This window comes from Tatumella saanichensis (assembly GCF_000439375.1).
Lineage (GTDB): Bacteria > Pseudomonadota > Gammaproteobacteria > Enterobacterales > Enterobacteriaceae > Tatumella > Tatumella saanichensis.
In genome coordinates this window covers 1-24,488 of the sequence record NZ_ATMI01000025.1, presented here as the reverse complement: position 1 = coordinate 24,488, position 24,488 = coordinate 1, and the positions used below count along the sequence as shown (strand labels likewise).

The 24,488-nt window shown below is 53.9% G+C and carries 23 protein-coding genes; 20 read left to right on the top strand and 3 right to left on the bottom strand.

From position 1 onward, the window contains the following. Window positions 1–15 precede the first annotated feature (15 nt). The 16 genes from fabD to DW47_RS0108490 all read left to right on the top strand — a co-directional run bounded on the left by fabD (window position 16) and on the right by DW47_RS0108490 (window position 13,684). On the top strand, window positions 16–948 hold the full coding sequence (gene fabD / locus DW47_RS0108570; protein WP_029685984.1) for an ACP S-malonyltransferase: 933 nt from the start codon (window positions 16–18) through the stop codon (window positions 946–948). Between the two features lie 10 nt (window positions 949–958). After that, window positions 959–1,693, top strand: coding sequence for a 3-oxoacyl-ACP reductase FabG (gene fabG / locus DW47_RS0108565; protein ID WP_029685983.1), 735 nt, complete (start codon window positions 959–961; stop codon window positions 1,691–1,693). Window positions 1,694–1,845: 152 nt separating this feature from the next. Beyond that, window positions 1,846–2,082, top strand: coding sequence for an acyl carrier protein (acpP, locus tag DW47_RS0108560; protein ID WP_025901771.1), 237 nt, complete (start codon window positions 1,846–1,848; stop codon window positions 2,080–2,082). A gap of 84 nt (window positions 2,083–2,166) precedes the next feature. Then, on the top strand, window positions 2,167–3,408 hold the full coding sequence (gene fabF, locus DW47_RS0108555; protein ID WP_029685982.1) for a beta-ketoacyl-ACP synthase II: 1,242 nt from the start codon (window positions 2,167–2,169) through the stop codon (window positions 3,406–3,408). 93 nt (window positions 3,409–3,501) lie between these two features. Next, a complete protein-coding gene (gene pabC / locus DW47_RS0108550; protein ID WP_029685981.1) occupies window positions 3,502–4,311 on the top strand; it encodes an aminodeoxychorismate lyase in 810 nt (269 codons plus the stop codon). Window positions 4,312–4,313: 2 nt separating this feature from the next. Then, entirely contained in the window at window positions 4,314–5,450 is a 1,137-nt protein-coding gene (mltG, locus tag DW47_RS0108545) for an endolytic transglycosylase MltG (RefSeq protein WP_071846629.1), read from the top strand. A gap of 16 nt (window positions 5,451–5,466) precedes the next feature. After that, window positions 5,467–6,099: a dTMP kinase gene (tmk, locus tag DW47_RS0108540; RefSeq protein WP_029685979.1), complete on the top strand. Its 633-nt coding sequence runs from the start codon at window positions 5,467–5,469 to the stop codon at window positions 6,097–6,099. Continuing rightward, window positions 6,099–7,094: a DNA polymerase III subunit delta' C-terminal domain-containing protein gene (locus DW47_RS0108535; RefSeq protein WP_029685978.1), complete on the top strand. Its 996-nt coding sequence runs from the start codon at window positions 6,099–6,101 to the stop codon at window positions 7,092–7,094. Before tmk ends, DW47_RS0108535 begins: the two co-directional genes overlap by 1 nt. A gap of 22 nt (window positions 7,095–7,116) precedes the next feature. Next, window positions 7,117–7,914 carry a metal-dependent hydrolase gene (locus tag DW47_RS0108530; protein ID WP_029685977.1) on the top strand — a complete coding sequence of 266 codons (798 nt, stop codon included), beginning with the start codon at window positions 7,117–7,119 and terminating at the stop codon, window positions 7,912–7,914. A 157-nt stretch (window positions 7,915–8,071) separates the two neighbouring features. Beyond that, the gene (hinT, locus tag DW47_RS0108525; protein WP_029685976.1) at window positions 8,072–8,422 is read left to right on the top strand and encodes a purine nucleoside phosphoramidase; all 351 of its coding nucleotides are present in this window, start codon (window positions 8,072–8,074) and stop codon (window positions 8,420–8,422) included. Between the two features lie 17 nt (window positions 8,423–8,439). Beyond that, the gene (locus tag DW47_RS0108520) at window positions 8,440–8,808 is read left to right on the top strand and encodes a YcfL family putative periplasmic lipoprotein (RefSeq protein WP_029685975.1); all 369 of its coding nucleotides are present in this window, start codon (window positions 8,440–8,442) and stop codon (window positions 8,806–8,808) included. Window positions 8,809–8,818: 10 nt separating this feature from the next. Continuing rightward, window positions 8,819–9,445 carry a penicillin-binding protein activator LpoB gene (lpoB, locus tag DW47_RS0108515; RefSeq protein ID WP_029685974.1) on the top strand — a complete coding sequence of 209 codons (627 nt, stop codon included), beginning with the start codon at window positions 8,819–8,821 and terminating at the stop codon, window positions 9,443–9,445. Next, window positions 9,426–10,253, top strand: coding sequence for a thiamine kinase (gene thiK, locus DW47_RS0108510; protein WP_241430711.1), 828 nt, complete (start codon window positions 9,426–9,428; stop codon window positions 10,251–10,253). The genes lpoB and thiK overlap by 20 nt, the downstream gene beginning before the upstream one ends. A 35-nt stretch (window positions 10,254–10,288) precedes the next feature. Continuing rightward, window positions 10,289–11,332 (top strand): beta-N-acetylhexosaminidase, encoded by a 1,044-nt coding sequence (gene nagZ / locus DW47_RS0108505; protein ID WP_029685972.1) that lies wholly within the window; start codon window positions 10,289–10,291, stop codon window positions 11,330–11,332. Window positions 11,333–11,617: 285 nt separating this feature from the next. Further along, complete coding sequence (locus tag DW47_RS0108500) at window positions 11,618–12,922, top strand: NAD(P)/FAD-dependent oxidoreductase (RefSeq protein WP_029685971.1); 1,305 nt, start codon at window positions 11,618–11,620, stop codon at window positions 12,920–12,922. Between the two features lie 219 nt (window positions 12,923–13,141). Then, window positions 13,142–13,684, top strand: a complete 543-nt coding sequence (locus tag DW47_RS0108490; RefSeq protein WP_029685969.1) for a glycine zipper 2TM domain-containing protein — start codon at window positions 13,142–13,144, stop codon at window positions 13,682–13,684. A 56-nt stretch (window positions 13,685–13,740) separates the two neighbouring features. Here the strand turns inward: DW47_RS0108490 and mfd are convergent, their stop codons facing one another. Further along, window positions 13,741–17,184: a transcription-repair coupling factor gene (gene mfd, locus DW47_RS0108485; RefSeq protein WP_029685968.1), complete on the bottom strand. Its 3,444-nt coding sequence runs from the start codon at window positions 17,182–17,184 to the stop codon at window positions 13,741–13,743. 288 nt (window positions 17,185–17,472) lie between these two features. On the opposite strand from mfd, the gene lolC reads away from it, so the two are divergent. Genes lolC through lolE form a run of 3 tightly spaced genes read left to right on the top strand, consistent with a single transcriptional unit; the run spans window position 17,473 to window position 20,613 of the window. Continuing rightward, window positions 17,473–18,672, top strand: a complete 1,200-nt coding sequence (gene lolC, locus DW47_RS0108480) for a lipoprotein-releasing ABC transporter permease subunit LolC (protein ID WP_029685967.1) — start codon at window positions 17,473–17,475, stop codon at window positions 18,670–18,672. Beyond that, window positions 18,665–19,369 carry a lipoprotein-releasing ABC transporter ATP-binding protein LolD gene (gene lolD / locus DW47_RS0108475; RefSeq protein ID WP_029685966.1) on the top strand — a complete coding sequence of 235 codons (705 nt, stop codon included), beginning with the start codon at window positions 18,665–18,667 and terminating at the stop codon, window positions 19,367–19,369. Before lolC ends, lolD begins: the two co-directional genes overlap by 8 nt. Next, a complete protein-coding gene (gene lolE, locus DW47_RS0108470) occupies window positions 19,369–20,613 on the top strand; it encodes a lipoprotein-releasing ABC transporter permease subunit LolE (RefSeq protein ID WP_029685965.1) in 1,245 nt (414 codons plus the stop codon). The genes lolD and lolE overlap by 1 nt, the downstream gene beginning before the upstream one ends. A gap of 218 nt (window positions 20,614–20,831) precedes the next feature. On the opposite strand, the gene DW47_RS0108465 is transcribed toward lolE, so the two are convergent. Both DW47_RS0108465 and DW47_RS0108460 read right to left on the bottom strand, forming a co-directional pair. Next, window positions 20,832–21,779 (bottom strand): aliphatic sulfonate ABC transporter substrate-binding protein, encoded by a 948-nt coding sequence (locus DW47_RS0108465; protein WP_029685964.1) that lies wholly within the window; start codon window positions 21,777–21,779, stop codon window positions 20,832–20,834. 89 nt (window positions 21,780–21,868) lie between these two features. Further along, entirely contained in the window at window positions 21,869–23,770 is a 1,902-nt protein-coding gene (locus DW47_RS0108460) for an aliphatic sulfonate ABC transporter substrate-binding protein (RefSeq protein ID WP_029685963.1), read from the bottom strand. Between the two features lie 276 nt (window positions 23,771–24,046). On the opposite strand from DW47_RS0108460, the gene DW47_RS0108455 reads away from it, so the two are divergent. Then, the coding region (locus DW47_RS0108455) for an LLM class flavin-dependent oxidoreductase (RefSeq protein ID WP_029685962.1) at window positions 24,047–24,488 on the top strand (442 nt) is incomplete at its 3' end.

Genomic DNA, 24,488 nt, shown 5'->3' with positions numbered 1-24,488 from the left:
AGACAGGAACTGGAAATGACACAATTTGCAATCGTATTCCCGGGTCAGGGTTCACAAGCCGTCGGCATGTTGGCAGAACTGGCCGCACAGTACCCGCAAGTGGAAGCGACCTTCAGCGAAGCCTCTGCGGCCCTAGGGTATGACCTGTGGCAGCTGGTCCAGCAGGGACCGGCCGAAGAACTGAACAAAACCTGGCAGACCCAACCGGCGCTGCTGGCAGCCTCCGTTGCGATTTATCGCGTGTGGCAGGCCGAGGGCGGTCAACAACCGTCCCTGATGGCCGGTCATAGCCTTGGCGAGTATTCTGCACTGGTGTGTGCTGGGGTATTAGATTTTGCTGATGCGATCCGTCTGGTAGAATTGCGTGGCAAATTGATGCAGGATGCGGTACCTGCGGGTACCGGTGCGATGCAGGCGATCATCGGTCTGGATGATGCGGCAATCCGTCAGGCCTGTGAAGAGAGTGCTCAGGGGCAGGTGGTGTCACCGGTTAACTTTAACTCGCCAGGTCAGGTGGTAATCGCCGGTAATAAAGAAGCGGTTGAACGTGCCGGTGCCGCTTGTAAAGCAGCCGGTGCTAAACGTGCACTGCCACTGCCGGTCAGCGTACCTTCTCACTGTGCACTGATGAAACCTGCTGCTGATAAACTGGCGGAGGCGCTGCAGTCACTGACCTTTAATACCCCAGCGGTACCGGTGGTAAATAACGTCGATGTGAAGTGCGAACAGTCGCCGGAAGCGATCCGTGATGCGCTGGTGCGTCAGCTTTACAGCCCAGTACGCTGGACAGAAAGTGTTGAATTTATGGCTTCACAAGGCGTTAGCCAATTAGTGGAAGCCGGTCCGGGTAAAGTCCTTACCGGTCTGACCAAACGTATTTCCGATGCATTGACGGCGGTTGCCATCAATGACCCGGCGTCATTAACTGCGGCGCTGGCACAAGAATAAGAGGATAATCATGAACTTCGATGGTAAAATTGCCCTGGTTACCGGCGCAAGCCGTGGTATCGGTAAAGCAATTGCTGAAAAACTGGTCGCACAGGGTGCAACCGTAATCGGTACTGCTACCAGTGATAACGGTGCTGAAGCAATCAGTGCCTACCTGGGGGCTAACGGTAAAGGCATGACGCTGAATGTCACTGACGCCGATTCTGTGGAATCTGTGCTGAAAAACATTCGTGCAGAGTTTGGCGAAATCGATATTTTAGTGAATAATGCCGGGGTTACCCGTGATAATCTGTTAATGCGTATGAAAGATGACGAATGGCAGGATATTATGGATACCAACCTGACCTCGGTATTCCGACTGTCGAAGGCGGTGCTGCGGGCTATGATGAAGAAACGCAGTGGAAGAATCATTACCATTGGTTCAGTTGTTGGAACAATGGGTAATGCGGGCCAAGCAAACTACGCCGCAGCAAAAGCGGGTTTGATTGGTTTTAGCAAATCACTGGCGCGCGAAGTTGCGTCACGTGGTATTACTGTTAACGTTGTGGCGCCGGGCTTCATCGAGACGGACATGACGAAAGCACTTAATGAAGAGCAACGGGCCGGCATTCTGTCCGAGGTTCCTGCAGGCTGCCTGGGCACCCCTGCGGACATCGCGAATGCGGTAACATTCCTGGCATCTGATGAGGCGGGTTACATCACCGGTGAAACCCTCCATGTCAATGGCGGCATGTACATGGTCTGATCACCAGAAAAACAGTTGCTTTTTTTGTGCAAAAAAACGCAAAATAGAGCGAATTGTGGTGAGACCATACTGGTTTTAGTTGCATCTTTTTCAACATTTTATACACTACGAAAACCGTCGCGAAAGCGAGTTTTGATAGGAAATTAAATAGTATGAGCGATATCGAACAACGCGTTAAGAAAATCATTGCTGAGCAGCTGGGTGTTAAAGAAGATGAAGTGACCAACTCTGCTTCTTTCGTAGAAGACCTGGGTGCGGATTCTCTTGACACCGTTGAGCTGGTGATGGCTCTGGAAGAAGAGTTTGATACTGAGATTCCAGACGAAGAAGCTGAAAAAATCACTACCGTTCAGGCAGCGATCGACTACATCAATAGCCATCAGGGCTAATGAACACCTTCAGGCGGTCATTCGACCGCCTGAGTTTTTTGTCCGTCCCACTTAGTATTTTATCCCCCTCCCTGGAGGACGAACGTGTCTAAGCGTCGTGTAGTTGTGACCGGTCTTGGCATGTTGTCTCCTGTCGGCAATACCGTAGAGTCTACCTGGAGTGCTCTCCTTGCCGGTCAGAGCGGCATCAGCATGATTGACCACTTTGATACCAGTGCCTATGCAACCAAGTTTGCCGGTCTGGTGAAAGATTTTAATTGTGAAGATATCATTTCGCGTAAAGATCAGCGCAAAATGGATATATTCATTCAGTATGGAATTGCGGCGGGTGCGCAGGCGATGCAGGACTCCGGTCTGGTTGTCACCGAAGAAAATGCGCCCCGTATCGGCGCTGCGATCGGCTCTGGCATCGGCGGCCTCGGGTTAATTGAAGATAACCATCTGTCATTAACCCAAGGCGGCCCGCGTAAAATCAGTCCGTTCTTCGTACCGTCAACCATCGTTAACATGGTGGCCGGCCATCTGACCATTATGTATGGTCTGAAAGGACCGAGTATCAGTATTGCTACAGCCTGTACCTCTGGCGTGCACAATATTGGTCACGCGGCCCGTATGATTGCCTATGACGACGCTGATGTGATGCTGGCGGGGGGGGCTGAGAAAGCCAGTACCCCGCTGGGCGTGGGTGGCTTCGGTGCGGCCCGTGCACTGTCGACCCGAAACGACTCCCCGCTGGCGGCTAGCCGTCCGTGGGACAAAGATCGTGATGGTTTTGTGCTGGGTGACGGCGCGGGCATCGTGGTGCTCGAAGAGTACGAACATGCGAAAAAACGCGGCGCAAAAATCTATGCAGAGTTGGTCGGTTTCGGAATGAGCAGCGATGCTTACCACATGACCTCTCCGCCAGAGAACGGTGCCGGTGCGGCACAGGCTATGGAAAATGCCCTGCGTGATTCAGGCCTGTCCGTCGAGCAGATTGGCTATATCAACGCACACGGCACTTCAACGCCGGCGGGTGATAAAGCGGAAGCTCAAGCGGTGAAGTCAGTATTTGGTGCGGCGGCTGGCAGTGTTATGGTCAGTTCCACTAAATCCATGACCGGACACCTGCTGGGTGCGGCGGGCGCGGTAGAATCGATTTTCTCGATTCTGGCGCTGCGTGATCAGGCCATTCCACCGACCCTAAATCTGGATAATCCAGATGAAGGTTGTGATCTGGACTTCGTTCCGCATACCGCACGCCAGGTCAGCGGCTTGGAGTATGCCCTGTGCAACTCCTTCGGATTCGGTGGGACTAACGGTTCCCTGATTTTCCGCAAAATCTGATCTGTCAGTGAATAAATCAGGCCCGCAACGCGGGCCTTTTTTTTCACTGATCCATTCCTATGGCGGCGACAGCCCTGATCCTGTGAGGTGCAAATGAAACTGATCAACGGACAACCGACATTACAGGTTGACGCCAGCGACCGTGGTCTGCAGTTTGGTGATGGCTGCTTCACCACCGCTCAGATTGTGCAGGGTAAGGTGATCCGTCCAGAAGCCCACCTGCAACGTTTACAGGAAGGCTGTCAGCGACTGGCTATTGCCTTTGATAAGTGGGCCGTGTTGGCAGAGGAGATGGCAGCGGTAGCGACTGGTCAGCAACGGGCGGTACTGAAAGTGGTCATCAGCCGGGGAAGCGGTGGCCGTGGCTACAGCACCGAGGGGTGTGATCAGCCGCTGCGGATTGTTTCAACTGCCGGTTATCCGGCACACTACGATCGCTTACGTGTCGAGGGGATCCGCTTGCTGACTTGTCCAATCATGCTGGGGGTCAATCCGGCGTTGGCGGGTATCAAACACTTGAACCGACTGGAGCAGGTGCTGATCCGCCGTTTTATCGACGATAAGGGTGCCGATGAAGCGCTAGTGTTGGATCATCAGCAACGGGTGGTCGAATGCTGTAGCGCCAATATTTTCTGGCGAAAGGGTGAGCAATGGCTGACTCCGCGGGTCGATGAAGCCGGGGTGGACGGTACAATGCGGCGCTATCTGATTCGACTGCTGGCAGAATGGGGGTATCCTTGCCGCCAGGTTTTTGCTGGGCACCAGGAATTACTGAGTGCTGACGAGGTCTTTATCTGTAATGCGTTAATGCCGGTGATACCGGTCACCGCCATTGATGACAGCAGTTTCCCTTGCGGCGAACTGACACAACAACTGATCAGACACTGTACGACATCAGGTTAAAAATGCAGAAAAAATGTAAACTGACAGCGGGATTAGTGATCATTGCCGGCGCACTGCTGGCTGGCGGACTGTGGAAAACCAAACAGTTTGCCGACAGCCCGTTACTTATTTCACAGCAAACCTATTACACCCTGCCAGCAGGCAGTGGCAGAGTGGTCCTGGAAGCTGAACTTGAACAGCAGCATATTATGCAGGACAGCCCGTGGTTTGGCTGGCTATTGAAAATCGAACCCCAGTTGGCCCGTTTCAAGGCCGGTACCTATCGCCTGGAACCAGGAATGACCGTCCGCCAATTACTGGAACTGCTGGCCAGTGGTAAAGTGGCCCAGTTCCCGATGCGCTTTATCGAAGGTCAGCATCTGACCGAATGGTTAAAAAGCCTGCGTGATGCGCCTTATCTGCGCCATGAGCTGAAGGATGATCAACTGGCAACGGTGGCGGCTGCATTGAAGCTAGATCCTAACGATACCGAAGGCTGGTTTTACCCAGACACTTACCTCTATACTGCCGATATGAGTGATCTGTCGCTACTGCGTCAGGCCCATCAGCGGATGGTGAAACTGGTGGATGAAGTGTGGCAACAGCGGGCGCTAAACCTGCCCTATACCGATAAAAATCAGTTACTGACCATGGCCTCGCTTATCGAGAAAGAAACCGCCATTGGTGAAGAGCGCGGGGAAATCGCCTCGGTATTTATCAACCGTCTGCGCAAGGGCATGAAGTTACAGACCGATCCGACCGTCATTTACGGACTGGGAGCCGCCTATAACGGCACATTGACCCGTAAGGATCTGGACACCCCCACTGCCTACAATACCTATGTGATCCCCGGCCTGCCACCGGGCCCGATTGCCATTCCGAGCAAAGCCTCGCTATTGGCTGCCGCCCATCCGCAGACCAGCGACTACCTCTACTTTGTGGCCAATGGCAACGGCGGACATACTTTTACCACTAACCTTGCCAGCCACAACCGGGCAGTGCAGGTGTGGCGTAAAATTGAAGAGCAACGCCAGGCCAGTGCCGCGTCCGAGAAACCGTCGGCCTCTACACCATTAACTTCTTCTGCAGGTCATGATAACGTCCCTGCGGCAGACAGCCAGGGGGGCAGTAACCCTTCTGTCACGCCGTCGAAGCCATAGGAAAAGAACGCCACAGATGAAAAATAAATTTATAGTGATTGAAGGCTTGGAAGGTGCTGGCAAAACCACCGCACAGCAGGTACTGATTGATGTCCTGAAACAGCAGGGTATCCAAGATATGGTGTTTACCCGTGAGCCGGGTGGCACACCGTTGGCGGAAAAACTGCGTACCCTGATCAAAGACGGCATTGATGGGGAGCAGGTGACTGATGAAGCGGAACTGTTGATGCTGTACGCCGCGCGGGTGCAGTTGGTAAATACAGTCATTAAACCGGCCCTGGCTCACGGAGCCTGGGTGATTGGTGACCGTCATGATCTCTCCTCCCAGGCCTATCAAGGTGGTGGACGTGGTCTGGATCGCCAACTGATGGACAGTCTGCGACAAACGGTGTTGGGGGATTTCACTCCTGATCTGACACTCTATCTGGATGTGTTACCGGAGACCGGCTTACAGCGCGCCCGCAGTCGCGGTGCCTTAGACCGTATTGAGCAAGAGTCGCTGGACTTTTTCCACCGCACCCGCGCTCGCTACCTTGAAATTGCGGCCAGCGATCCGACAATCCTGACAGTGGATGCCAACGGTACCCCACAACAGGTTGCCACCGCATTAACTGACACCTTAACCCACTGGCTGGCGGAAAACTGCTGATGCAATGGTACCCGTGGCTGAATGCCGCATATAAACAGATTGTCACCCAGCATCAGGGCGGAAAGGGTCATCACGCGTTGCTGATCCAGTCTTTGCCAGGGATGGGAGATGATGCGCTGGTCTGGGGTGTCTCCCGCTGGTTGATGTGTACCTCGCCGTTGGGGCTAAAAAGCTGTGGTCAGTGCCACGGCTGTCAGTTGATGCAAGCGCATAACCATCCTGATTGGTACAGCCTGACTGCCGAAAAAGGCAAACTTTCGCTGGGGGTGGATGCTATCCGTCAAGTGACCGATAAACTCTATCACTTTGCCCAGCAGGGTGGGGCGAAAGTGGTGCATATCCCCCAGGCGGAACAACTGACTGAAGCTGCGGCCAATGCGCTGCTGAAAACTCAGGAAGAGCCGCCGAGTAATTGCTGGTTCTTCCTCAGCAGCCATCAACCTTCGGTTTTGCCCGCTACCTTACGCAGTCGCTGTATGACGCTGCACCTTAACGTGCCACCGGAAGCACAGAGCCTGCAATGGCTGGCTAGTCGCAGCGCACAGGATCCTAACTTGGCCCTCACCGCGTTGAGACTGTCTGGTGGGGCGCCGGGTGCTGCGTTGACATTATTGGACAGTGAGCCGCAACTGGTTCGCCGTCACGAGCTGTGTCAGGCCCTGTCACAGGCGTTAGCGGGCGATTGCATGACCTTACTGCCACTGTTGCAGCAGGACGATGCAGCTGTGCGTATCCACTGGCTGATGACCCTGTTACTGGATGGTGTCAAAGTTCATCAGCAGAACAGCCAATGGTTGACCAACTGTGATCAACCACAGCTGATTGAACAGCTGACAGCGGCGCTGCCGTTGACCGCATTGCATCACAGCTTGGCGTTGTGGATGCAGTGCCGACAGCAAATCCTCGATACACCGGCGATAAACCACGAACTTATCATTACCGGGGCCTTACTGGACTGGGAACATCAGTGCCTGACCCCTCAGGTCCCGCTATAACGAAAAGATCAGAGAGTAGAATATGTTTTTAGTCGATTCACATTGTCATTTAGATTGTCTGGATTATGAAAAAGATCACCGCGATCTGGATGATGTCCTGCAGAAGGCCGCCGAGCGCGATGTCCGTTTTATGCTTGGGGTGGCCACCACCCTCGATGGCTACTGCAGCCTGAAGCAGTTTGTTGCTGGTCACCCCCAAGTGGCGCTGTCCTGCGGTGTCCATCCTCTGAATATGGAACAGCCCTGTGACCCGCAGCGTCTGCTGGAACTGGCGGCGGACCCGCAAGTGATTGCCCTCGGTGAGACCGGGTTGGATTACTTCTATGAGAAAGAGTCTGCCGCGCAGCAGCAACAACAGGAATCCTTCCGCCATCATATTCGTGTCGGGCGTCAATTAAATAAGCCGGTGATTGTCCATACTCGTGATGCCCGTGAAGATACCTTGGCCTTGCTTAAAGAAGAGCAGGTCGAGCAGTGCGGCGGTGTGCTGCACTGCTTTACCGAAGACAAAGCGACCGCCGAGAAATTGCTGGATATGGGTTTTTATATCTCTTTTTCTGGGATAGTCACTTTCCGCAATGCAGAACAGCTGCGTGAAGCGGCCCGCTATGTCCCGCTAGACCGTATACTGGTGGAAACCGATTCGCCTTATCTTGCCCCGGTCCCGCACCGTGGCAAACAGAACCAACCTGCCTTTACCCGTGATGTGGCGGAGTATTTGGCGGTGTTAAAAGGCGTTGATACCGCGACCCTGGCACAGCACACTACCGAAAACTTCGCTCGGTTGTTCCATGTTCCAGCAGAGCGTCTACAGGGCTGAATGCTCTAGGACATTGTAGACGACCAAATTTTTATGGCATCGTCCCCGAATAATAAGGTAGAGTCAGACACTGACTCACCTTATCATTACCTGCGTAACGGCTATGCAAATCAGGAATTTTTGTGTAACGCGGGGTCAGATAATCAGGAAAACCTCTATGGCCGAAGAAACGATTTTCAGTAAAATTATCCGCCGTGAAATTCCGGCTGACATCCTTTATCAGGATGATCTGGTCACGGCGTTTCGTGATATTTCTCCCCAAGCTCCGTCCCATATCCTTATTATCCCCAATGTGCTGATCCCAACGGTGAATGACACCGACACAGCCCATGAAGCGGCCTTAGGGCGTATGGTCACGGTGGCGGCAAAACTGGCTAAGCAGGAAGGTATCGATGAAGACGGCTATCGTCTGATCATCAACTGTAACCGTCATGGCGGTCAGGAAGTCTACCATATCCATATGCATCTAGTGGGTGGTCGTCCGCTGGGGCCGATGTTATCCCGTTAATTATCCGGAGAGTCGCTATGCGTTCATGGTTAATCGCACTGCCGACATTGCTGATGCTGAACGCATGCAGTAGCCACCGTCCTGAGATCACCATCTCACAGCCGTTGGTCATGGAGGCCGATGTTCTGTCAGCCGGGATCACCGCCGATGGTCCGTCTGTTAGCAGCGATGGCATGAACAAAAAAGCCAGCGTGATCCTCTATAATGATCGTGACGTACCGCTCACCCTGCACTATCGTTATTTTTGGTATAACCGTCAGGGGCTGGAAATTTACCCTGAGCAACCGGCTCAAACCCTGGTGGTGCCAGCACATCAAAACCGTCAGGCGGATTCCTGGTCAGGAGACTTGAGTGCCAGCCAGGTACGTGTATCCCTTTATCTCTGAGGATTTTCAAGTGATTCGCAGCTTAAAATTCAGTACACCCGTAGTGTTCGCCTGTATTCTGTCGGGCTGTGTGATGAACCAATCACAAAAACCTGCCCCGGTAGAACCTGCGCAACCGGCTCAGCCAGCACCGATTCAGACGCCACCACCGTCTCAAACCTTGCCAACGCCGCCGCAAATTACCCAGCCGCAGCCGCAGGACATCCCGCAGCCACCGAAGCTGACTTCCATTAACTGGCAAACCACTATCCAGCCGCTGGTCAACCGTATGATGAACACCCAGGGGATCACTCCGGGCAGTGTACTGCTGGTGGATCGCCTGAAGAACAGCACCAATGGCTCGGTACAGAGCGGTGATGCCGATGTGGCTATCTCGCAAGCCTTGCAGAGCAATAGTAAGTTTACGCTGGTGACTAATGAACAGCTGAACCAGGCGAAAGCGGCCCTCGGCCTATCCCCGAACGACAGCCTGAATTCGCGCAGTAAGGCTATCGGTCTGGCGCATAATCTTAATGCGCAGTATGTGCTGTACAGCACTGCCCGTGGTGACGCCAAATCTCCGAAAATTCAGATGGAGCTAATGCTGGTGCAGACCGGTGAAATCGTCTGGAGCGGCAGTGGCAACGCCGCATTCTGATCCTGCCTTACAGCAGTTAGTTCAGCACCTCCGACCGGCAGACGCGTCTGCCGGTCGTTTTTTATCGTTGCCAGGATTGAGCGGTAACTCTGTAAAAATCACCTTTCCAGACAGGGTATGGGTGGCTCGTAGCCGTCCGCAGCCAGATCTACCGTTTGTCGACCGGCAGCGGGAGTACCGGATCCTCAAAAAACTGGCTCGCTATGGCCTGATCCCGCGTCCTTTGGCTGCTAACCGACAGTGGCTGATCGTTCCTTGGCAGCCGGGTGAGATTTACAGCCCGCAACGATTATCCGCGGACTATCGTCAGGTCAGTGCGGCGCTATGGCGACTGCATCGGCTGCCACTGACCGGCTACCGGATATCCATCAGCGTGTTGCTCGAGCGCTACTGGCAACAATGCCAGCAGCGGAATTATCGCGGTTTCCGTTATTGGCAGCGGTTACGCCGTCACGGAGAGCCACGGCCCCTGCGACTGGTACCGCTACATATGGATCTTCATGCCGGTAACCTGATCCATACCGAACAAGGTATCAGTCTGATCGATTGGGAATATGCGGCGGACGGCGATATTGCCCTCGACCTCGCGGCCTTGACCCTCAACGACCCTGAACATCAGGAACGCTGGCTGGAACATTACGCGCAACTCAGTGGCATTGCCCCAGCGCGTCTGAGCCAGCAGGTGCGCCGCTGGCAGCCCTGGCTGCAATTACTGGCGGCCAGCTGGTATCAGCTTAGGGCTGAACAGAGCGCTGACCCGCAATTGTGCGAATTGGCCCGCGACAGTTGGAAGACTCTGACTTTTTAACCTCAATACCGTTAAGTACCGACAGGAATAGTATTATGACAACCTCTCTCCCTGGTCCGCTGATGTTAGATGTGGCGGGATATGAACTGGATGGCGAAGATCGCGAACTGCTACAGCATCCGTTAACCGGCGGCTTGATCTTGTTCTCCCGTAACTATCATGATCCCGCCCAGTTGCGTGAACTGGTACGACAAATCCGTGCCAGCTCATCACGCCGACTGGTCATTGCTGTGGATCAAGAGGGAGGCAGGGTGCAGCGCTTCCGTGACGGCTTCACCCGTCTACCCGCTATGCAGGCCTTTGCCGTCTTGGCAGAAGACATGCATCAGGCAGGGGAGTTGGCCAGAGAAGCAGGTTGGCAGATGGCTGCGGAAATGACCGCGATGGACATTGATATCAGCTTTGCCCCAGTACTGGATATCGGCCATATCAGTGCAGCCATCGGCGATCGCGCTTTCCATGAGCAACCAGAAATTGCCCTGCGGGTCGCAGAACAGTTTATGGCCGGAATGAACGAAGCGGGCATGAAAACCACTGGCAAACACTTCCCCGGCCATGGGGCGGTGCAGGCGGATTCTCACAAAGAAACCCCGGTGGACCACCGTGATGCCGACACTCTGCGCAACCGCGATATGGCCGTCTTCAGCCATCTGATCCGTGACCAAAAACTGGACGCGGTAATGCCCGCCCATGTTATCTATCCGGCCCTGGATCCGCAGCCCGCATCGGGTTCCCCTTATTGGTTAAAAACAGTATTACGCCAAGAGTTGGGCTTTGATGGGGTGATTTTCTCTGATGACCTGTCGATGGAGGGCGCCGCCGTGATGGGCACCTACACCGAGCGTGCTCGTCAATCCTTGCAGGCGGGCTGTGATGTGATCTTGGCGTGTAACCATCGTCAGGGGGTGATTGACATTGTTGATAACCTGCCACATGCCACAGCACCACGACTGACCCGCCTTTACCACCGTGGAAACACGGATTTTCAGGCACTTCAGGCACATACTCGCTGGAAACAGAACCACCAGCAACTGGATGCCTTGCAGCAACGCTGGTTAGACCACAAAAACGCCCGCTAATACGGCTACCGGCCCGTGAATATGGGCCGGAACCCGCTGATAATGATGATATTTATTGTCATATCTCACTCCCTTATCTGAAGAATAATTACTCTTTATCCGCTGGCTGAGCGTCGCCAAACTTCCTCACTTTTTGTGAAGCTTTCCTAATGATCATTTTAATAGGAACAGCTAACCCGCTCGTGTTATGCTGAAATCAGCATATTATCGAAGGATTTAACTCTATGTTAGCTAAGGTTATTGCAACCTAAGACTGACTTCAGGACATATTTTCGGGGGGTTTGGTTGACTACTTCTGTACAAAAAATCGTCATTGTCGGTGGGGGTGCCGGAGGGCTGGAACTGGCGACGCAGCTGGGGAATAAACTCGGGCGACATAAGAAAGCTGAAATAACGCTGGTTGACCGTAACCAGACCCACTTATGGAAACCGCTGCTGCATGAAATCGCAGCAGGCTCTATGGACGAAGGTATCGATGCCCTGAGCTACCTGGCCCAGGCACACCATCATCACTTCACTTTCCGCCTCGGGACCTTGACGGATATCGACCGCCAAGGGAAAACCATCCGTCTCGCAGAGATCCGTGATGAAAAAGGGCAGGTGCTGGTGGACGAGCGTGATCTGCCTTACGACACGCTGGTGATGGCCCTGGGCAGTACCTCGAATGATTTCGGTACCCCGGGTGTTAAAGATCACTGTATCTTCCTCGATAACCCGCATCAGGCACAGCGTTTCCACAACCAGATGCTCAACCTGTTCCTGAAATACAGTGCTGAAACCCGTCCGGATAAAAAAGTGAATATCGCTATTGTCGGCGGCGGGGCGACCGGGGTGGAACTTTCCGCTGAACTCTATAATGCGGTTAAAGAACTGAATGCCTATGGTTATAAAGAATTAGGCAGTGAAGCCCTGAATGTGACTCTGGTGGAAGCCGGCGAGCGTATTCTGCCAGCGCTGCCACCGCGTATCTCTGCAGCCGCTGAACTGGAATTGAAAAAGCTCGGCGTGAAGGTACTGACCCAGACGATGGTCACCAGTGCCGATGAAGATGGTCTGCAAACCAAATCTGGCGACAAAATCCATGCTGATCTGATGGTTTGGGCCGCGGGTATTAAAGCGCCGGACTTTATGAAAGAGATTGGCGGCCTGGAGACTAACCGCATTAATCAACTGGTGGTGACGCCGGAATTGCAGACTACCCGTGATGAAAACATCTACGCTATCGGTGACTGTGCATCCTGTGCGCTGCCAGAAGGGGGCTTTGTGCCACCGCGTGCCCAATCTGCGCACCAGATGGCTTCGCGGGTGCTGGCGAATATTATCGCCCGCCGTAAGGGCAAAGCAGAGAAGCCTTATGTCTACAAAGACTACGGCTCGCTAGTGTCCTTATCTCGCTTTACCACCGTTGGCAGCCTGATGGGGAACCTGATGCGCGGTTCGATGATGGTGGAAGGTAAACTGGCGCGGATGGTATATATCTCCCTGTACCGTATGCACCAGATTGCTCTGCACGGCTATTTCAAAACCGGTCTGATGATGCTTTCCGGCAGTATCAACCGAGTGATCCGTCCTAAGCTAAAACTGCACTGATCCCATCCCCTGATTCCCGGCAGCCTCGCCGGGAGTCAGTTTAGGAAGCCTCCCAAAAAACGTGACTACTTCGTCACTCCCCGCTTTTCTTCCATTTGTCTGATAGAGCCTTTCTCCCTGTTTTGCGAGACTCCTTGCTATCAAGTACAGAACCGTTTTGCCTCTGGGTGTTAAGTTAGGCCGGCTGTATAGCAACATAAAAAGTTTCAGGAGGTCCCTGTGAATAAATCGCTGATTGCAGGTATAGGTATTGGAGTAGTGGCAGCGACCGGTATTGCTGCGGTGGCTGGGATCAATATGTTCAACCGTTCACCGGAGTACGCGCAGGTCGTTTCTGCCACGCCGATCCGTGATGTGACGAAAAATCCACGGCAGGTGTGCCGAGATTTGACTGTGGTCCATCGTCGTGCCATAGAAGATGAAAATCGGGTTGCCGGATCATTATTGGGTGCGGTAGCGGGGGGAGTATTAGGTCATCAGTTTGGCGGTGGACACGGACGGACATTGGCAACCGTTGCGGGTGCTGTGGCAGGGGGATATGCCGGTAACCAAGCGCAGGCCGGATTACAGAACCGTGATACCTACACCACCACCCGTCAGCAGTGTCGTACCGTGTATGACCGTCAGGAAAAGACCCTCGGGTATGATGTCACTTACCGCATCGGTGATCAGCAGGGCAAGATCCGTATGGATAAACAGCCCGGTAACCGTATCCCGCTGGACAATAACGGTCAGTTAATCCTCGATAGCGTCCGCAGCTAACCCTTGATGAAAATAAAAAACACCAGCTCAGCCGGTGTTTTTTGTTTCAGTAACCCTTACAGACGATGCTTTTGCATTTCGTCGAGCAGTTCAGTTACCCAGTTCATGCGCAGTTTGCGCTCTTGTAAATCACGAATGAAGCGTAGCCGTACCGGACCTTCCAGCTTCCAGTGTTGGGGGTCGCTCTGCAGCAGACTGATCAGCCAACCTGGGTCCACAGGATTATTATCGGCAAACTCAATATAGCCGCCTTTATCACTGGCCTCGATTTTACGGATCCCTAAGCTGCGAGCCTGCTGTCGTAACAGCGCCACATCTAGCAAGTTACGGGCAGCATCTGGCAACAGTCCAAAACGGTCAATCAGTTCGACTTTCAGTTCCTGCAGCTCTGCGTCGGTCTCCGCGCTGGCGATCCGTTTGTAGAACGACAGTCGAGTATTGACGTCTGGGATAAACTCTTCCGGCAGCAGCGCTGGCATACGTAACTCGACATCGGTCTGCTGGCTAGTTAAATCTTCCAACGATGGCTCGCGACCGGCTTTCAACGACTCGACAGCGTTCTCCAGTAACTCCATATATAGGGTAAAGCCCAGCGTTTCCATCTGGCCGCTCTGTTCATCACCCAGTAATTCACCGGCACCGCGGATTTCCAAGTCATGGGTGGCGAGGGCAAAACCGGCACCGAGATCTTCCAAGGAGGCGATGGCTTCCAGACGCTTTTTGGCATCGGTGGTCATCGCTTTTGGATGCGGTGTCAGCAGCCAAGCATAGGCTTGGTGATGAGAACGGCCAACTCGGCCGCGCAACTGGTGCAACTGCGCTAGACCAAAATGATCTGCCCGTTCGATAATAATGGTGTTGGCACTAGGGATATCGATACCGGTTTCGATAATGGTGGTACACACCAACACATTGAACCGCTGGTGGTGAAAATCATTCATTACCCGTTCCAGTTCCCGTTCACGCATCTGACCGTGGCCAATGCCCACCCGAGCCTCCGGCACCAGTGCCGCCAGCCGTTCCGCCGCTTTATTGATATTCTCCACGTCGTTGTACAGGTAATAGACCTGACCACCGCGCAATACTTCACGGAGGATCGCCTCGCGCACCACCAAATCATCGTATTCGCGAACAAAGGTTTTCACTGCTAAGCGCCGCGCCGGTGGGGTGGCAATAATCGACAGATCGCGCATGCCGCTCATCGCCATATTCAGGGTTCGCGGGATAGGCGTGGCGGTCAGGGTCAGGATATCCACATCCGCACGCATCGCCTTGATACGCTCTTTATGGCGCACCCCGAAGCGGTGCTCTTCGTCGACGATCAATAACCCAAGGTCATGCCATTTCAAGTCGCTCATCAGCAGCTTATGGGTACCGATCAGAATATCGATTTTCCCTTCGCTGGCCTGCTTCAGGACGTCATTCTGCTCTTTGGTGGTTCTGAAACGTGACAGCATTTCAATTCGCACTGGCCAGTCCGCGAAGCGGTCGCGGAAGTTGTCATAGTGCTGCTGGGCCAATAGGGTAGTCGGTACCAGCACCGCCACCTGTTTGTTATTTTCCACTGCTAAGAACGCGGCACGCATCGCCACTTCGGTTTTACCAAAGCCGACATCACCACACACCAGTCGGTCCATCGCCAGCGGTTGACACATATCACTGAGAACCGCGTTGATCGCCTGCGCCTGATCGCTGGTGGTTTCGTAAGGGAAACCTTCACAAAACTTCTGATACATCTCGCGATCGTGGCGGAAGGCAAAACCGGTTTTAGCCGCTCGCTGGGCATAGATATCCAACAGTTCGGCGGCCACATCGCGCACCTTTTCGGCAGCTTTTTGGCGGGCCCGGCTCCAACTGTCGCTACCCAGTTTATGCAGCGGCGCATTATCGTCGGCACCTCCGGCATAGCGGCTGATCAGATGCAGCGAAGAGACCGGCACATACAAGCTGGCATCATTGGCATATTTCAGCATCAGGTATTCACCTTTGACGCCGCCAGTCTCCAGTGTGGTCATGCCTGCGTAACGGCCAACGCCATGCTCCAGATGCACCACCGGCTGGCCTGGATGCAGCTCGGCAAGGTTGCGGATCAGCACATCGGGATTTATGGTCTTGCGGGCATCCTGCTTACGCCGGACCACCCGTTCACCCAGTAAGTCAGTTTCACAAATCAGCGCACGCTGGCGGCGGGTATCGATAAAGCCATGCTCCGCCGGACCGATCATCAAGTAGTAACCCGCGGTATCAGCCTGACTGAGGGACTGGATTTCGGTAGGGCGAATTTTAATTTTGCTTAACTGCTCTTGGATGCGTTCTCGGCGGCCTTGGCTCTCTACCGAAAACACAATCGCCCCGCCAAAGGATTCGGTAAATTTACGCAGCGGTTCCAGCGGGTTCTTGGCTTGGGTCTGTAGGCTGATATCCGGCAGCGGTCGGTAATCTAAGTTGGTATTGGCCGCTTTATCACTGACTTCGTCGACCGACAGGCGCATCACTGGCCAGTGTTTTAAGACGGTCATCAGTGATTCCGGTGGCAACCATAATTCTGCGGGAGCCAGTAACGGACGCAGTGGATCGACACGACGGTTTTCAAAGCGTTGCTGGGTATCTTGCCAGAAACGCTCGCTGGCGGGCAGTAATTCACCGCAACTGACAATCAAGGTACCGGCAGGCAGGTAGTCGAACAGCGGCAGCAAAGGATCGACAAAAAATAGCGGCTGCCAATACTCGATGCCGACCGGTAGGGTCCCTTTACTGACCTGTTGATAGATATGCCCCGGTTCACGCAGCACATCAAAATGTTCACGCCACTGACTGCGGAATAGCTCAATTGAAGCTTTATCGGTCGGGAACTCGTGGGCCGGTAGCAGATTAATGGCCTCGACTTCTTCGAGGGTCCGCTGACTGTCGGTATCAAACACCCGCAGGCTATCGATTTCATCATCGAAAAAGTCGATACGATAGGGCTGATCGCTGCCCATTGGGAACAGGTCTAGCAGGGCGCCACGGATAGCAAATTCCCCATGCTCCATCACTTGGTCGACGTGGCGGTAACCGGCCTGATCTAACTGTTCACGCAACAGGTCTCGCGAGAGTTTTTGCCCGCGGGTCATCACCAGCGCATGCCCCTGTAGAAAACTGTGTGGGCAGACGCGTTGCATCAGGGTATTTACCGGCAGGATCAAGATACCCTGCGTCAGGTTGGGGAGCTGATACAGCGTCGACAGACGGGCGGAAATAATATCCTGATGAGGGGAGAAACTGTCGTAAGGCAGGGTCTCCCAGTCCGGTAACGTATTGACCGGCAGAGAGGTAAACTGACTGATTTCTCCCTGCAGTTGCAGGGCTGATTGCATATCATGGGTGACCAATAATACGGGGCCGCCATGACGGGTGGCAATATCGGCACACTCAGCCGCCAAGGCTGCACCTGTCAGTTGGCCCAGCTGACGATGATCGCCGGCCTTCACTGGCAGGGAATAACTTGTCGTATCGGACATAAGGGCTAATCATTCTCTCCGGGTTTGCAGAACCCTATGATTCCACAGAAAGTGATGAGGATCATCTTTCACCGCACATTTATCTGTGGCACAGCGTAGCCGGTTCAGTAACGCGTAGATTTTGCCGCCAGCATTGGTGGAAAAATCACCAATCACGACCCTTTCAATCAGTAAAAGGCTTTTATCAGATAACTTTACCTCGCAATCAGGGCCTCAGGGTTTCTTAATCTGCCGTGCTCCTTTATCATCCTGATACTGAATTTCAGGCAACCGTCTGGGACGGATTTCATGTATCAACCCGTAGCTTTGTTTATTGGTCTGCGCTATATGCGCGGACGCGCATCTGACCGGTTCGGCCGGTTTGTCTCATGGTTATCGGCTATCGGCATCACCTTGGGGGTATTGGCGATGGTCACTGTGTTGTCGGTGATGAACGGGTTTGAACATCAGTTAGAGGGCAATATCCTCGGACTGATGCCTCAAGCAGTGGTCACCAGCGACAGCGGCAGTATCAATCCTCAGCAGATCCCCGCGGACAGCCTGCATCTACAAGGTGTCTCGCGCGTCGCGCCGCTGACTACCGCTGATGTAGTGCTACAAAGCGCCCACAGTGTCTCGGTAGGAGTGATGCTCGGCATCAACCCAGGAGAAAAAGACCCGCTGCTGCCTTATCTGGTCACCGGTTCTGCCAATGCCCTGCAGCCGGGGAGTTACCGAGTGATCCTCGGGGAAGCGTTAGCCAGTCAGCTAGGAGTTCAGAGCGGCGATACCCTGAGATTGATGGTGCCATCAGTCAGTCAGTTTACGCCGATGGGGCGGGTACCGAGTGAGCGTATATTCACCGTAGCGGGTACCTATGCGGCTAACAGCGAAGTCGACAGTTACCAGATCTTGGTGAACCAACAAGATGCTTCACGGGTAATGCATTATCCGCAGGGTAATATTACCGGCTGGCGGTTATGGCTGGACCATCCTTTAGATGTAGATTCCCTTTCTCAGCAGACGCTTGCTCCTGGCTTGCAATGGAAAGACTGGCGTGAACGCAAAGGAGATCTGTTCCAAGCTGTGCGCATGGAAAAAAATATGATGGGGTTGTTGCTGAGCCTGATTGTTGCGGTAGCGGCCTTTAATATCATTACCTCTTTGGGCCTGCTGATTATGGAAAAACAGTCAGAAGTTGCCATTTTGCAAACTCAGGGTCTGACCCGGGCACAGGTGACCGTCGTATTTATGGTACAAGGGGCGAGTGCCGGTATTGCTGGAGCTCTATTAGGATCGCTAGGTGGCGTGCTGCTTTCCAGTCAGCTGAATAATCTGCTGCCGGTGATTGGCCTGTTCCTTGATGGCGCACAACTGCCGGTGGACATCGATCCGTTGCAGGTGGTGACTATCGGCCTGACGGCCATGATTGTGGCCTTACTGGCTACTCTTTACCCTGCATGGCGCGCGGCCGCCGTTCAACCTGCTGAGGCATTACGTTATGAATAATCCGTTATTACTGGAATGCAGCCAGCTCTGCAAACGTTATCAGGAAGGCAGCGTCCATACCGATGTGCTGAAAAATGTCTCCTTCAGCCTGCATCCTGGGGAGATGACGGCGATTGTCGGCAGTTCCGGTTCGGGGAAAAGTACCCTGTTGCACTTACTGGGCGGTTTGGATTCGCCGACTTCTGGGGAAGTGTTGTTTAAAGGTCAGTCGCTGAATCAGATGTCAGCGGCGGCCAAAGCGGAACTGCGTAACCGTGAACTGGGCTTTATTTATCAGTTTCACCACCTGTTGCCGGATTTCTCGGCACTAGAGAACGTGGCGATGCCGTTACTGATTGGTAAGAAAAACAGCAGGGAAGCCTTTCAACGGGCCACCGAGATGCTCGAAGCCGTGGGTCTGGCAGCCCGTGCCAGTCACCGTCCTTCTGAACTGTCAGGGGGAGAGCGCCAGCGTGTCGCCATTGCCCGTGCCCTAGTCAACCGTCCGAGCTTGGTGATGGCAGATGAACCTACCGGTAACCTGGATGCGCGCAATGCGGATGCGATTTTCCGTCTGCTTGGAGAACTGAATCAGACCCAAGGTACTGCCTTTTTGGTGGTGACCCACGATCTGCAACTGGCGAAACGTCTTAACCGGCAGATGGAAATGCGTGATGGTCAGTTAACGACGGATGTCAGCCTGACAGGAGCGTTGTGATGCGTGTTCCGTTACCCCTGTTACTGGCATTCCGTTTTAGCCGCGGCCGCCGCCGCGGCGGAATGGTCTCCCTGATCTCAGTGATTTCGACGGTTGGTATCGCCCTGGGTGTGGCGGTGCTGATCATCGGTCTTAGTGCGATGAACGGGTTCGAGAAGCAATTAAACGAACGTATCCTCAGTGTGGTACCACACGGGGAAATTGAGCCGGTCCATCAGCCTTTTACTCAGTGGCAGCAAATGCTGGGACCTATCGAACAGGTGCCAGGGATTGCCGCGGCGGCGGGATATATCAATTTTACTGGACTTGTGGAGAGTGCCAGTAAATTGCAGGCACTGACGGTTAAAGGGGTAGACCCCGCACAGGAGCCACGGCTGAGTTCATTGCCTCAGTTTGTACAGGATAACCGCTGGGCCGGATTCCATGCCGGGCAGCAGCAGATCATCCTGGGGGGCGGTATTGCCAAAGCTTTGTCGGTAAAAACCGGCGACTGGATCACGGTGATGATCCCTAATAATGACGGCGATAACCGGTTGTTACAGCCAAAGCGTATTCGCCTGCAGGTGGAAGGGATCCTACAGCTCAGCGGTATGCTCGATCACAGCCTGGCGCTGGTGCCGTTGGCGGATGCCCAGCGTTATCTGGAGATGGGGGATAGTGTGACCGGTATCGCCCTGAAAATGAAAGATCCGTTTAAGGCGGTCAGTCTGGTGCGAGCAGCAGGGGAAACGACTCACAGTTACGTTTACATTCGTAACTGGATCAGTACCTATGGCTATATGTACCATGATATCCAGATGATCCGTGCCATCATGTACTTAGCGATGATCCTGGTTATCGGCGTTGCCTGCTTTAATATCGTCTCTACATTGGTAATGGCGGTAAAAGACAAAAGCAGTGATATTGCGGTGTTGCGCACCTTGGGTGCCGGTAACGGTCTGATCCGCTCTGTGTTTATCTGCTACGGTCTGCTGGCAGGACTGGCGGGCAGTATCGCCGGTGTTGTGGTGGGGGTGTTCGGTGCCCTCAACTTGACCGCAATTATCCGCGCACTGGAAAAACTGACGGGTCACCACTTCCTATCCGGTGATATTTACTTTATCGATTTCTTGCCTTCTGAACTGCACTGGCTGGATGTCTGGTCGGTATTGATCACTGCCATTATTCTGACGTTACTCGCCAGTTGGTATCCGGCCCGCCGCGCCAGCCATATTGACCCGGCCAGGGTACTGAGCGGTCAATAGCCCCAATAACGCCCAGCCGGTCAGGCTGGGTGTTATCGTCTCTCCTTGTTAATGGTCTGCCTTGCAGACTTTCATCACCGATACAATTTCTCACAGCGCTGATAGTGCGGGTGACTGCTGACGGTCAATCGAAATGGAGTGCAGCGACAGGGCGGCAGGGTGAGGAGTAGGGATTGGTAAGACGATGCCCCGTCATCGCTTCACGGGGCAGAGGTGGATCACTGTTTATCCAGCGACCAGGTAGCGCTGTTTACGGTAACCGGTACCGGCAATAATCCGGCTTTGGTCAAGGTATCCGCCAGCACCTGCTGTTCGGCAAACACCGCAGGGGTCATGCGTTCTGCTCCATAGGTCTGACGGGCCAGGGTGGTCTGCCAAATGTTGACCCCGAGACCTGTGGATTTTGCCAAGATCTCGGCAGTTTGCTGCGGATGCTCGTTGGCCCAGCGGCTAGTACTTTGCAGTTCAGTGATCAGATCTTTAGCGGTTTGTGGATAGGTTTCTGCAAACTTACGGCTGGACAGGAAGAAGGTGTAATGCGGCACAATCCCTTTGGCATTAGTCACTTCACGGGCATGGGCATCGGTTTCGACTTCCGCTAAGTACGGGTCCCAGATCGCCCAGGCATCAATGGTACCGGTCTGGAAGGCCGCACGGGCATCCCCTGGGGTCAGGTAGACCGGCTTGATATCTTTATAGCTTAGTCCTGCTTTGTTGAGGGCGGCAATCAGCAGATAGTTAACGTCCGATCCTTTATTCAGCGCCACACGCTTACCTTTCAGATCTGCCACGCTTTTAATGGTGGAGTTCTGTGGTACCACAATGGCTTCAGACAGCGGATTAGCCGGGGAATGGGCCAGATAGACCAGGTCGGTTTGCGCCGCCTGAGCAATGGCAGGCGGGGCATCACCGGTGGCGGCTAGATCAATACTGCCGACATTCAGTCCTTCCAGCATCTGCGGACCTGCGGTAAAGCCCACCCAGTTGACAGTGATCCCCTTCTGTTTGAAATCTTTATCTAGTTCTCCCTGATACTTCAGCAGGGCGAAGATATTGCCTTTCTGAAAACCGATATTGACCACTTTGGGTGGTGCTTCCGCGAAAGCGGACTGTACCAGCAGCGGCAGCAGTAAAGCAGAGAACAGCGCGGGAAGTGTTTTTTTCATTACTTTTCCTGAATAATAAGAGCGACTAATCGGTTTCAGGACACCATAGCAAAACAATTCCGCTGGACTTAATAGAATAAAATCATTAACTAATGCGTTTTATCGCGGCACCAAACCGCATCACGGATCCGTACCGCTCGCGGTAATAAGCCGAGGGCATAGAAGCGATCGGCGATCACCTGTTGCTGACGGATGATCCCGTTATCCATACTAAACACCTGGTGGCAGTGGCGGCTCAGTGCCTGACGTAGGGTATGGCAAGAAAGTCCATGCTCCCCAGAAAGCAGCTGTACGCTCTCTTCAGGATGGGCTTCTATCCACTCACCAGCACGCTTGAGTTCCGCCAGTAGTAATGTCAGCCATTGCGGTTGGCGGCGCACAAACTCTCTTCCCGCTAGATAGAAGTGGTGATTATCTACGCGTCCCTGACCATTGGCGATCACCCGATACTGGCCGCTGCATTCGGCCTCACTGAGTATTGGGTCCCACATCATCCAAGCATCAGCGGCCTGCTGGTCACTGGGAGACAGCGGAAACCCTGGCGTGGTGTAAATCACCTCTACATCCGCGGCGGTTAAACCGGTCTCGTCGAGCAGTTGCAACAGCAAATAGTGCACATTGGAACCCTTATTCACGGCAATACGCTTGCCCTGCAGATCCGCTGGCGTGTGGATCGCGCTATGTTGCGGCACCAGCAGTGCCACACTCTGCGGTGCCGCAGGCTGCCAGCCAACATACATCGCCTGATCACTGCCAGCCTGAGAAAACAGCGGCGGCACTTCACCGGTAGAGCCGAAATCAATATCGCCGTTATTTAGGGCCAGTAACATCTGCGGCCCAGCGGGAAATTCGCTCCAGCGCAGACTTACCCCTTGGGCACTAAACAGTTGCTCCAGCGACTGCCTTGCTTTGACCACCGCCAGATTACCGAAGCGCTGATAACCGATACGGATCACCGGCTGCGTCTGTGGCTGAATGGCCAGACCAGGTGTCGGATTGCGCCGTGGACGGATCACCCCGAGCCTGGCCAAGTGGGTGCGCAGGGTATGACGGCTGATCCCCAGTAGGGCAGCCGCTTGCGACTGATTGTTCCCCGCCAGCGTCAGTGCTTGGCGGACTAAGGTATCGGTGACCTGCTGATACAGGTCCGGCGTACCATTTTGCAGCGCAACACTGATGAGCTGTTGCAGGTGTTGCGCTGGTGTGGCGGCAGTTTCCTCGGCAGTGAGTGGTTGCCGTGCCTTTATAGAGAGGTCATCCGCTTCTATTCGCGGACCTGTGGTCATCAGTAGGGTGTTATACAGCACATTTTCCAGTTCGCGAACATTACCTGGCCACGGATGGCGGCACAGTTTTTCCAGTGCCTGCTCACTAAGACGTATCCCAGGACGGTTCAGTTGTTGGCTGTAGCGGCTGAGGAAATGATCAGCCAGTTGTGGAATATCCTGCGGACGCTGCCGCAGTGGCGGCAGGCTGACCGAGGCCACATTCAAACGATAGTAGAGATCTTCACGAAAACGCCGTTCGGCGATGGCCGTGGTTAAATCTACATGAGTTGCGGCAATGACCCGGACATTGATTTTTACTGGCTGGCGAGAACCCACACGGGTAATTTCGCGCTCTTGCAGCACCCTCAGTAATTTCACCTGTAACGCTAAGCTGAGTTCACCGACCTCATCGAGTAACAACGTGCCGCCTTCCGCAGCTTCAAACCAACCGGTATGACGCTGGCTGGCACCGGTAAATGCGCCTTTCTCATAGCCAAACAGTTCTGACTCCGCCAGCTGCTCACTAAGCGCGCCACAGTTCACCGCCAGAAAGGGGCGATCTCGGCGTGGACTGTGCTGATGCAGGTAACGGGCCACGACCTCTTTACCGCTGCCTGTCTCCCCACAGATCAGTACCGTGGCATCCGCGGGGGCTAGACGATCAAGGATCTGTGTCAGGGCCTGTGAGGCCGGGTCAATCAGTTCGGCAATATCGGTATTCATGGCAGTGTTCCGCGGGCAACAAGGTCAGACTTCACCATACCCGTCAGTGCTCACCTTGACGAGAGACAATCGGGGAGGGTTGTCGCGTTTGCGACAGCATGCAGATCGGAACTGTTGTAAAGGCAACAATTCTCGCGCAGTGGATTCTAATGCAACTTATTGTTTTTAAATGATAATAAATTTATTTTAGGTTGGCATGATCCCTGCTATTGGTTTATATCTGAATGAAATATTGCTAACGAAAAATTTCGTATAACGTTATATAGGAAATAAGATATGAGCGGATCATCGACAGAATCACTGAAAATTTTCTGGTTTTTACCGACCCATGGTGATGGCCGTTATCTCGGCACCCAGAAAGGCGGCCGAGCGGTCGATCTCCCTTATCTGCAGCAAATTGCGCTGGCGGCAGAAAATCTTGGCTACTATGGCGTACTGATCCCCACCGGTAAAAGTTGCGAGGACTCTTGGCTGGTGGCCTCGGCGCTTGCACCGCTGACCCGTAAATTACGCTTTCTGGTGGCGGTACGTCCGGGCTTACAGCCACCTTCACTGGCAGCACGCATGACGGCCACCTTGGATCGCCTCTCTTCTGGGCGGTTGATCGTCAATGTGGTTACCGGCGGTGATCCGCTAGAGAACAAAGGAGATGGTATCTATCTCGACCACAGCCAGCGCTATCAGGTAACCAATGAGTTTTTGAGTGTCTATAACCGCC

What these genes read in the sequence shown, in the direction of transcription:
- fabD (WP_029685984.1), top strand. Translation starts at nt 16, where the DNA reads ATGACACAATTTGCAATCGTATTCCCGGGTCAGGGTTCACAAGCCGTC.
- fabG (WP_029685983.1), top strand. Translation starts at nt 959, where the DNA reads ATGAACTTCGATGGTAAAATTGCCCTGGTTACCGGCGCAAGCCGTGGT.
- acpP (WP_025901771.1), top strand. Translation starts at nt 1,846, where the DNA reads ATGAGCGATATCGAACAACGCGTTAAGAAAATCATTGCTGAGCAGCTG.
- pabC (WP_029685981.1), top strand. Translation starts at nt 3,502, where the DNA reads ATGAAACTGATCAACGGACAACCGACATTACAGGTTGACGCCAGCGAC.
- mltG (WP_071846629.1), top strand. Translation starts at nt 4,314, where the DNA reads ATGCAGAAAAAATGTAAACTGACAGCGGGATTAGTGATCATTGCCGGC.
- tmk (WP_029685979.1), top strand. Translation starts at nt 5,467, where the DNA reads ATGAAAAATAAATTTATAGTGATTGAAGGCTTGGAAGGTGCTGGCAAA.
- DW47_RS0108535 (WP_029685978.1), top strand. Translation starts at nt 6,099, where the DNA reads ATGCAATGGTACCCGTGGCTGAATGCCGCATATAAACAGATTGTCACC.
- DW47_RS0108530 (WP_029685977.1), top strand. Translation starts at nt 7,117, where the DNA reads ATGTTTTTAGTCGATTCACATTGTCATTTAGATTGTCTGGATTATGAA.
- hinT (WP_029685976.1), top strand. Translation starts at nt 8,072, where the DNA reads ATGGCCGAAGAAACGATTTTCAGTAAAATTATCCGCCGTGAAATTCCG.
- DW47_RS0108520 (WP_029685975.1), top strand. Translation starts at nt 8,440, where the DNA reads ATGCGTTCATGGTTAATCGCACTGCCGACATTGCTGATGCTGAACGCA.
- nagZ (WP_029685972.1), top strand. Translation starts at nt 10,289, where the DNA reads ATGACAACCTCTCTCCCTGGTCCGCTGATGTTAGATGTGGCGGGATAT.
- mfd (WP_029685968.1), bottom strand. Translation starts at nt 17,184, where the DNA reads ATGTCCGATACGACAAGTTATTCCCTGCCAGTGAAGGCCGGCGATCAT.
- lolC (WP_029685967.1), top strand. Translation starts at nt 17,473, where the DNA reads ATGTATCAACCCGTAGCTTTGTTTATTGGTCTGCGCTATATGCGCGGA.
- lolD (WP_029685966.1), top strand. Translation starts at nt 18,665, where the DNA reads ATGAATAATCCGTTATTACTGGAATGCAGCCAGCTCTGCAAACGTTAT.
- lolE (WP_029685965.1), top strand. Translation starts at nt 19,369, where the DNA reads ATGCGTGTTCCGTTACCCCTGTTACTGGCATTCCGTTTTAGCCGCGGC.
- DW47_RS0108465 (WP_029685964.1), bottom strand. Translation starts at nt 21,779, where the DNA reads ATGAAAAAAACACTTCCCGCGCTGTTCTCTGCTTTACTGCTGCCGCTG.
- DW47_RS0108460 (WP_029685963.1), bottom strand. Translation starts at nt 23,770, where the DNA reads ATGAATACCGATATTGCCGAACTGATTGACCCGGCCTCACAGGCCCTG.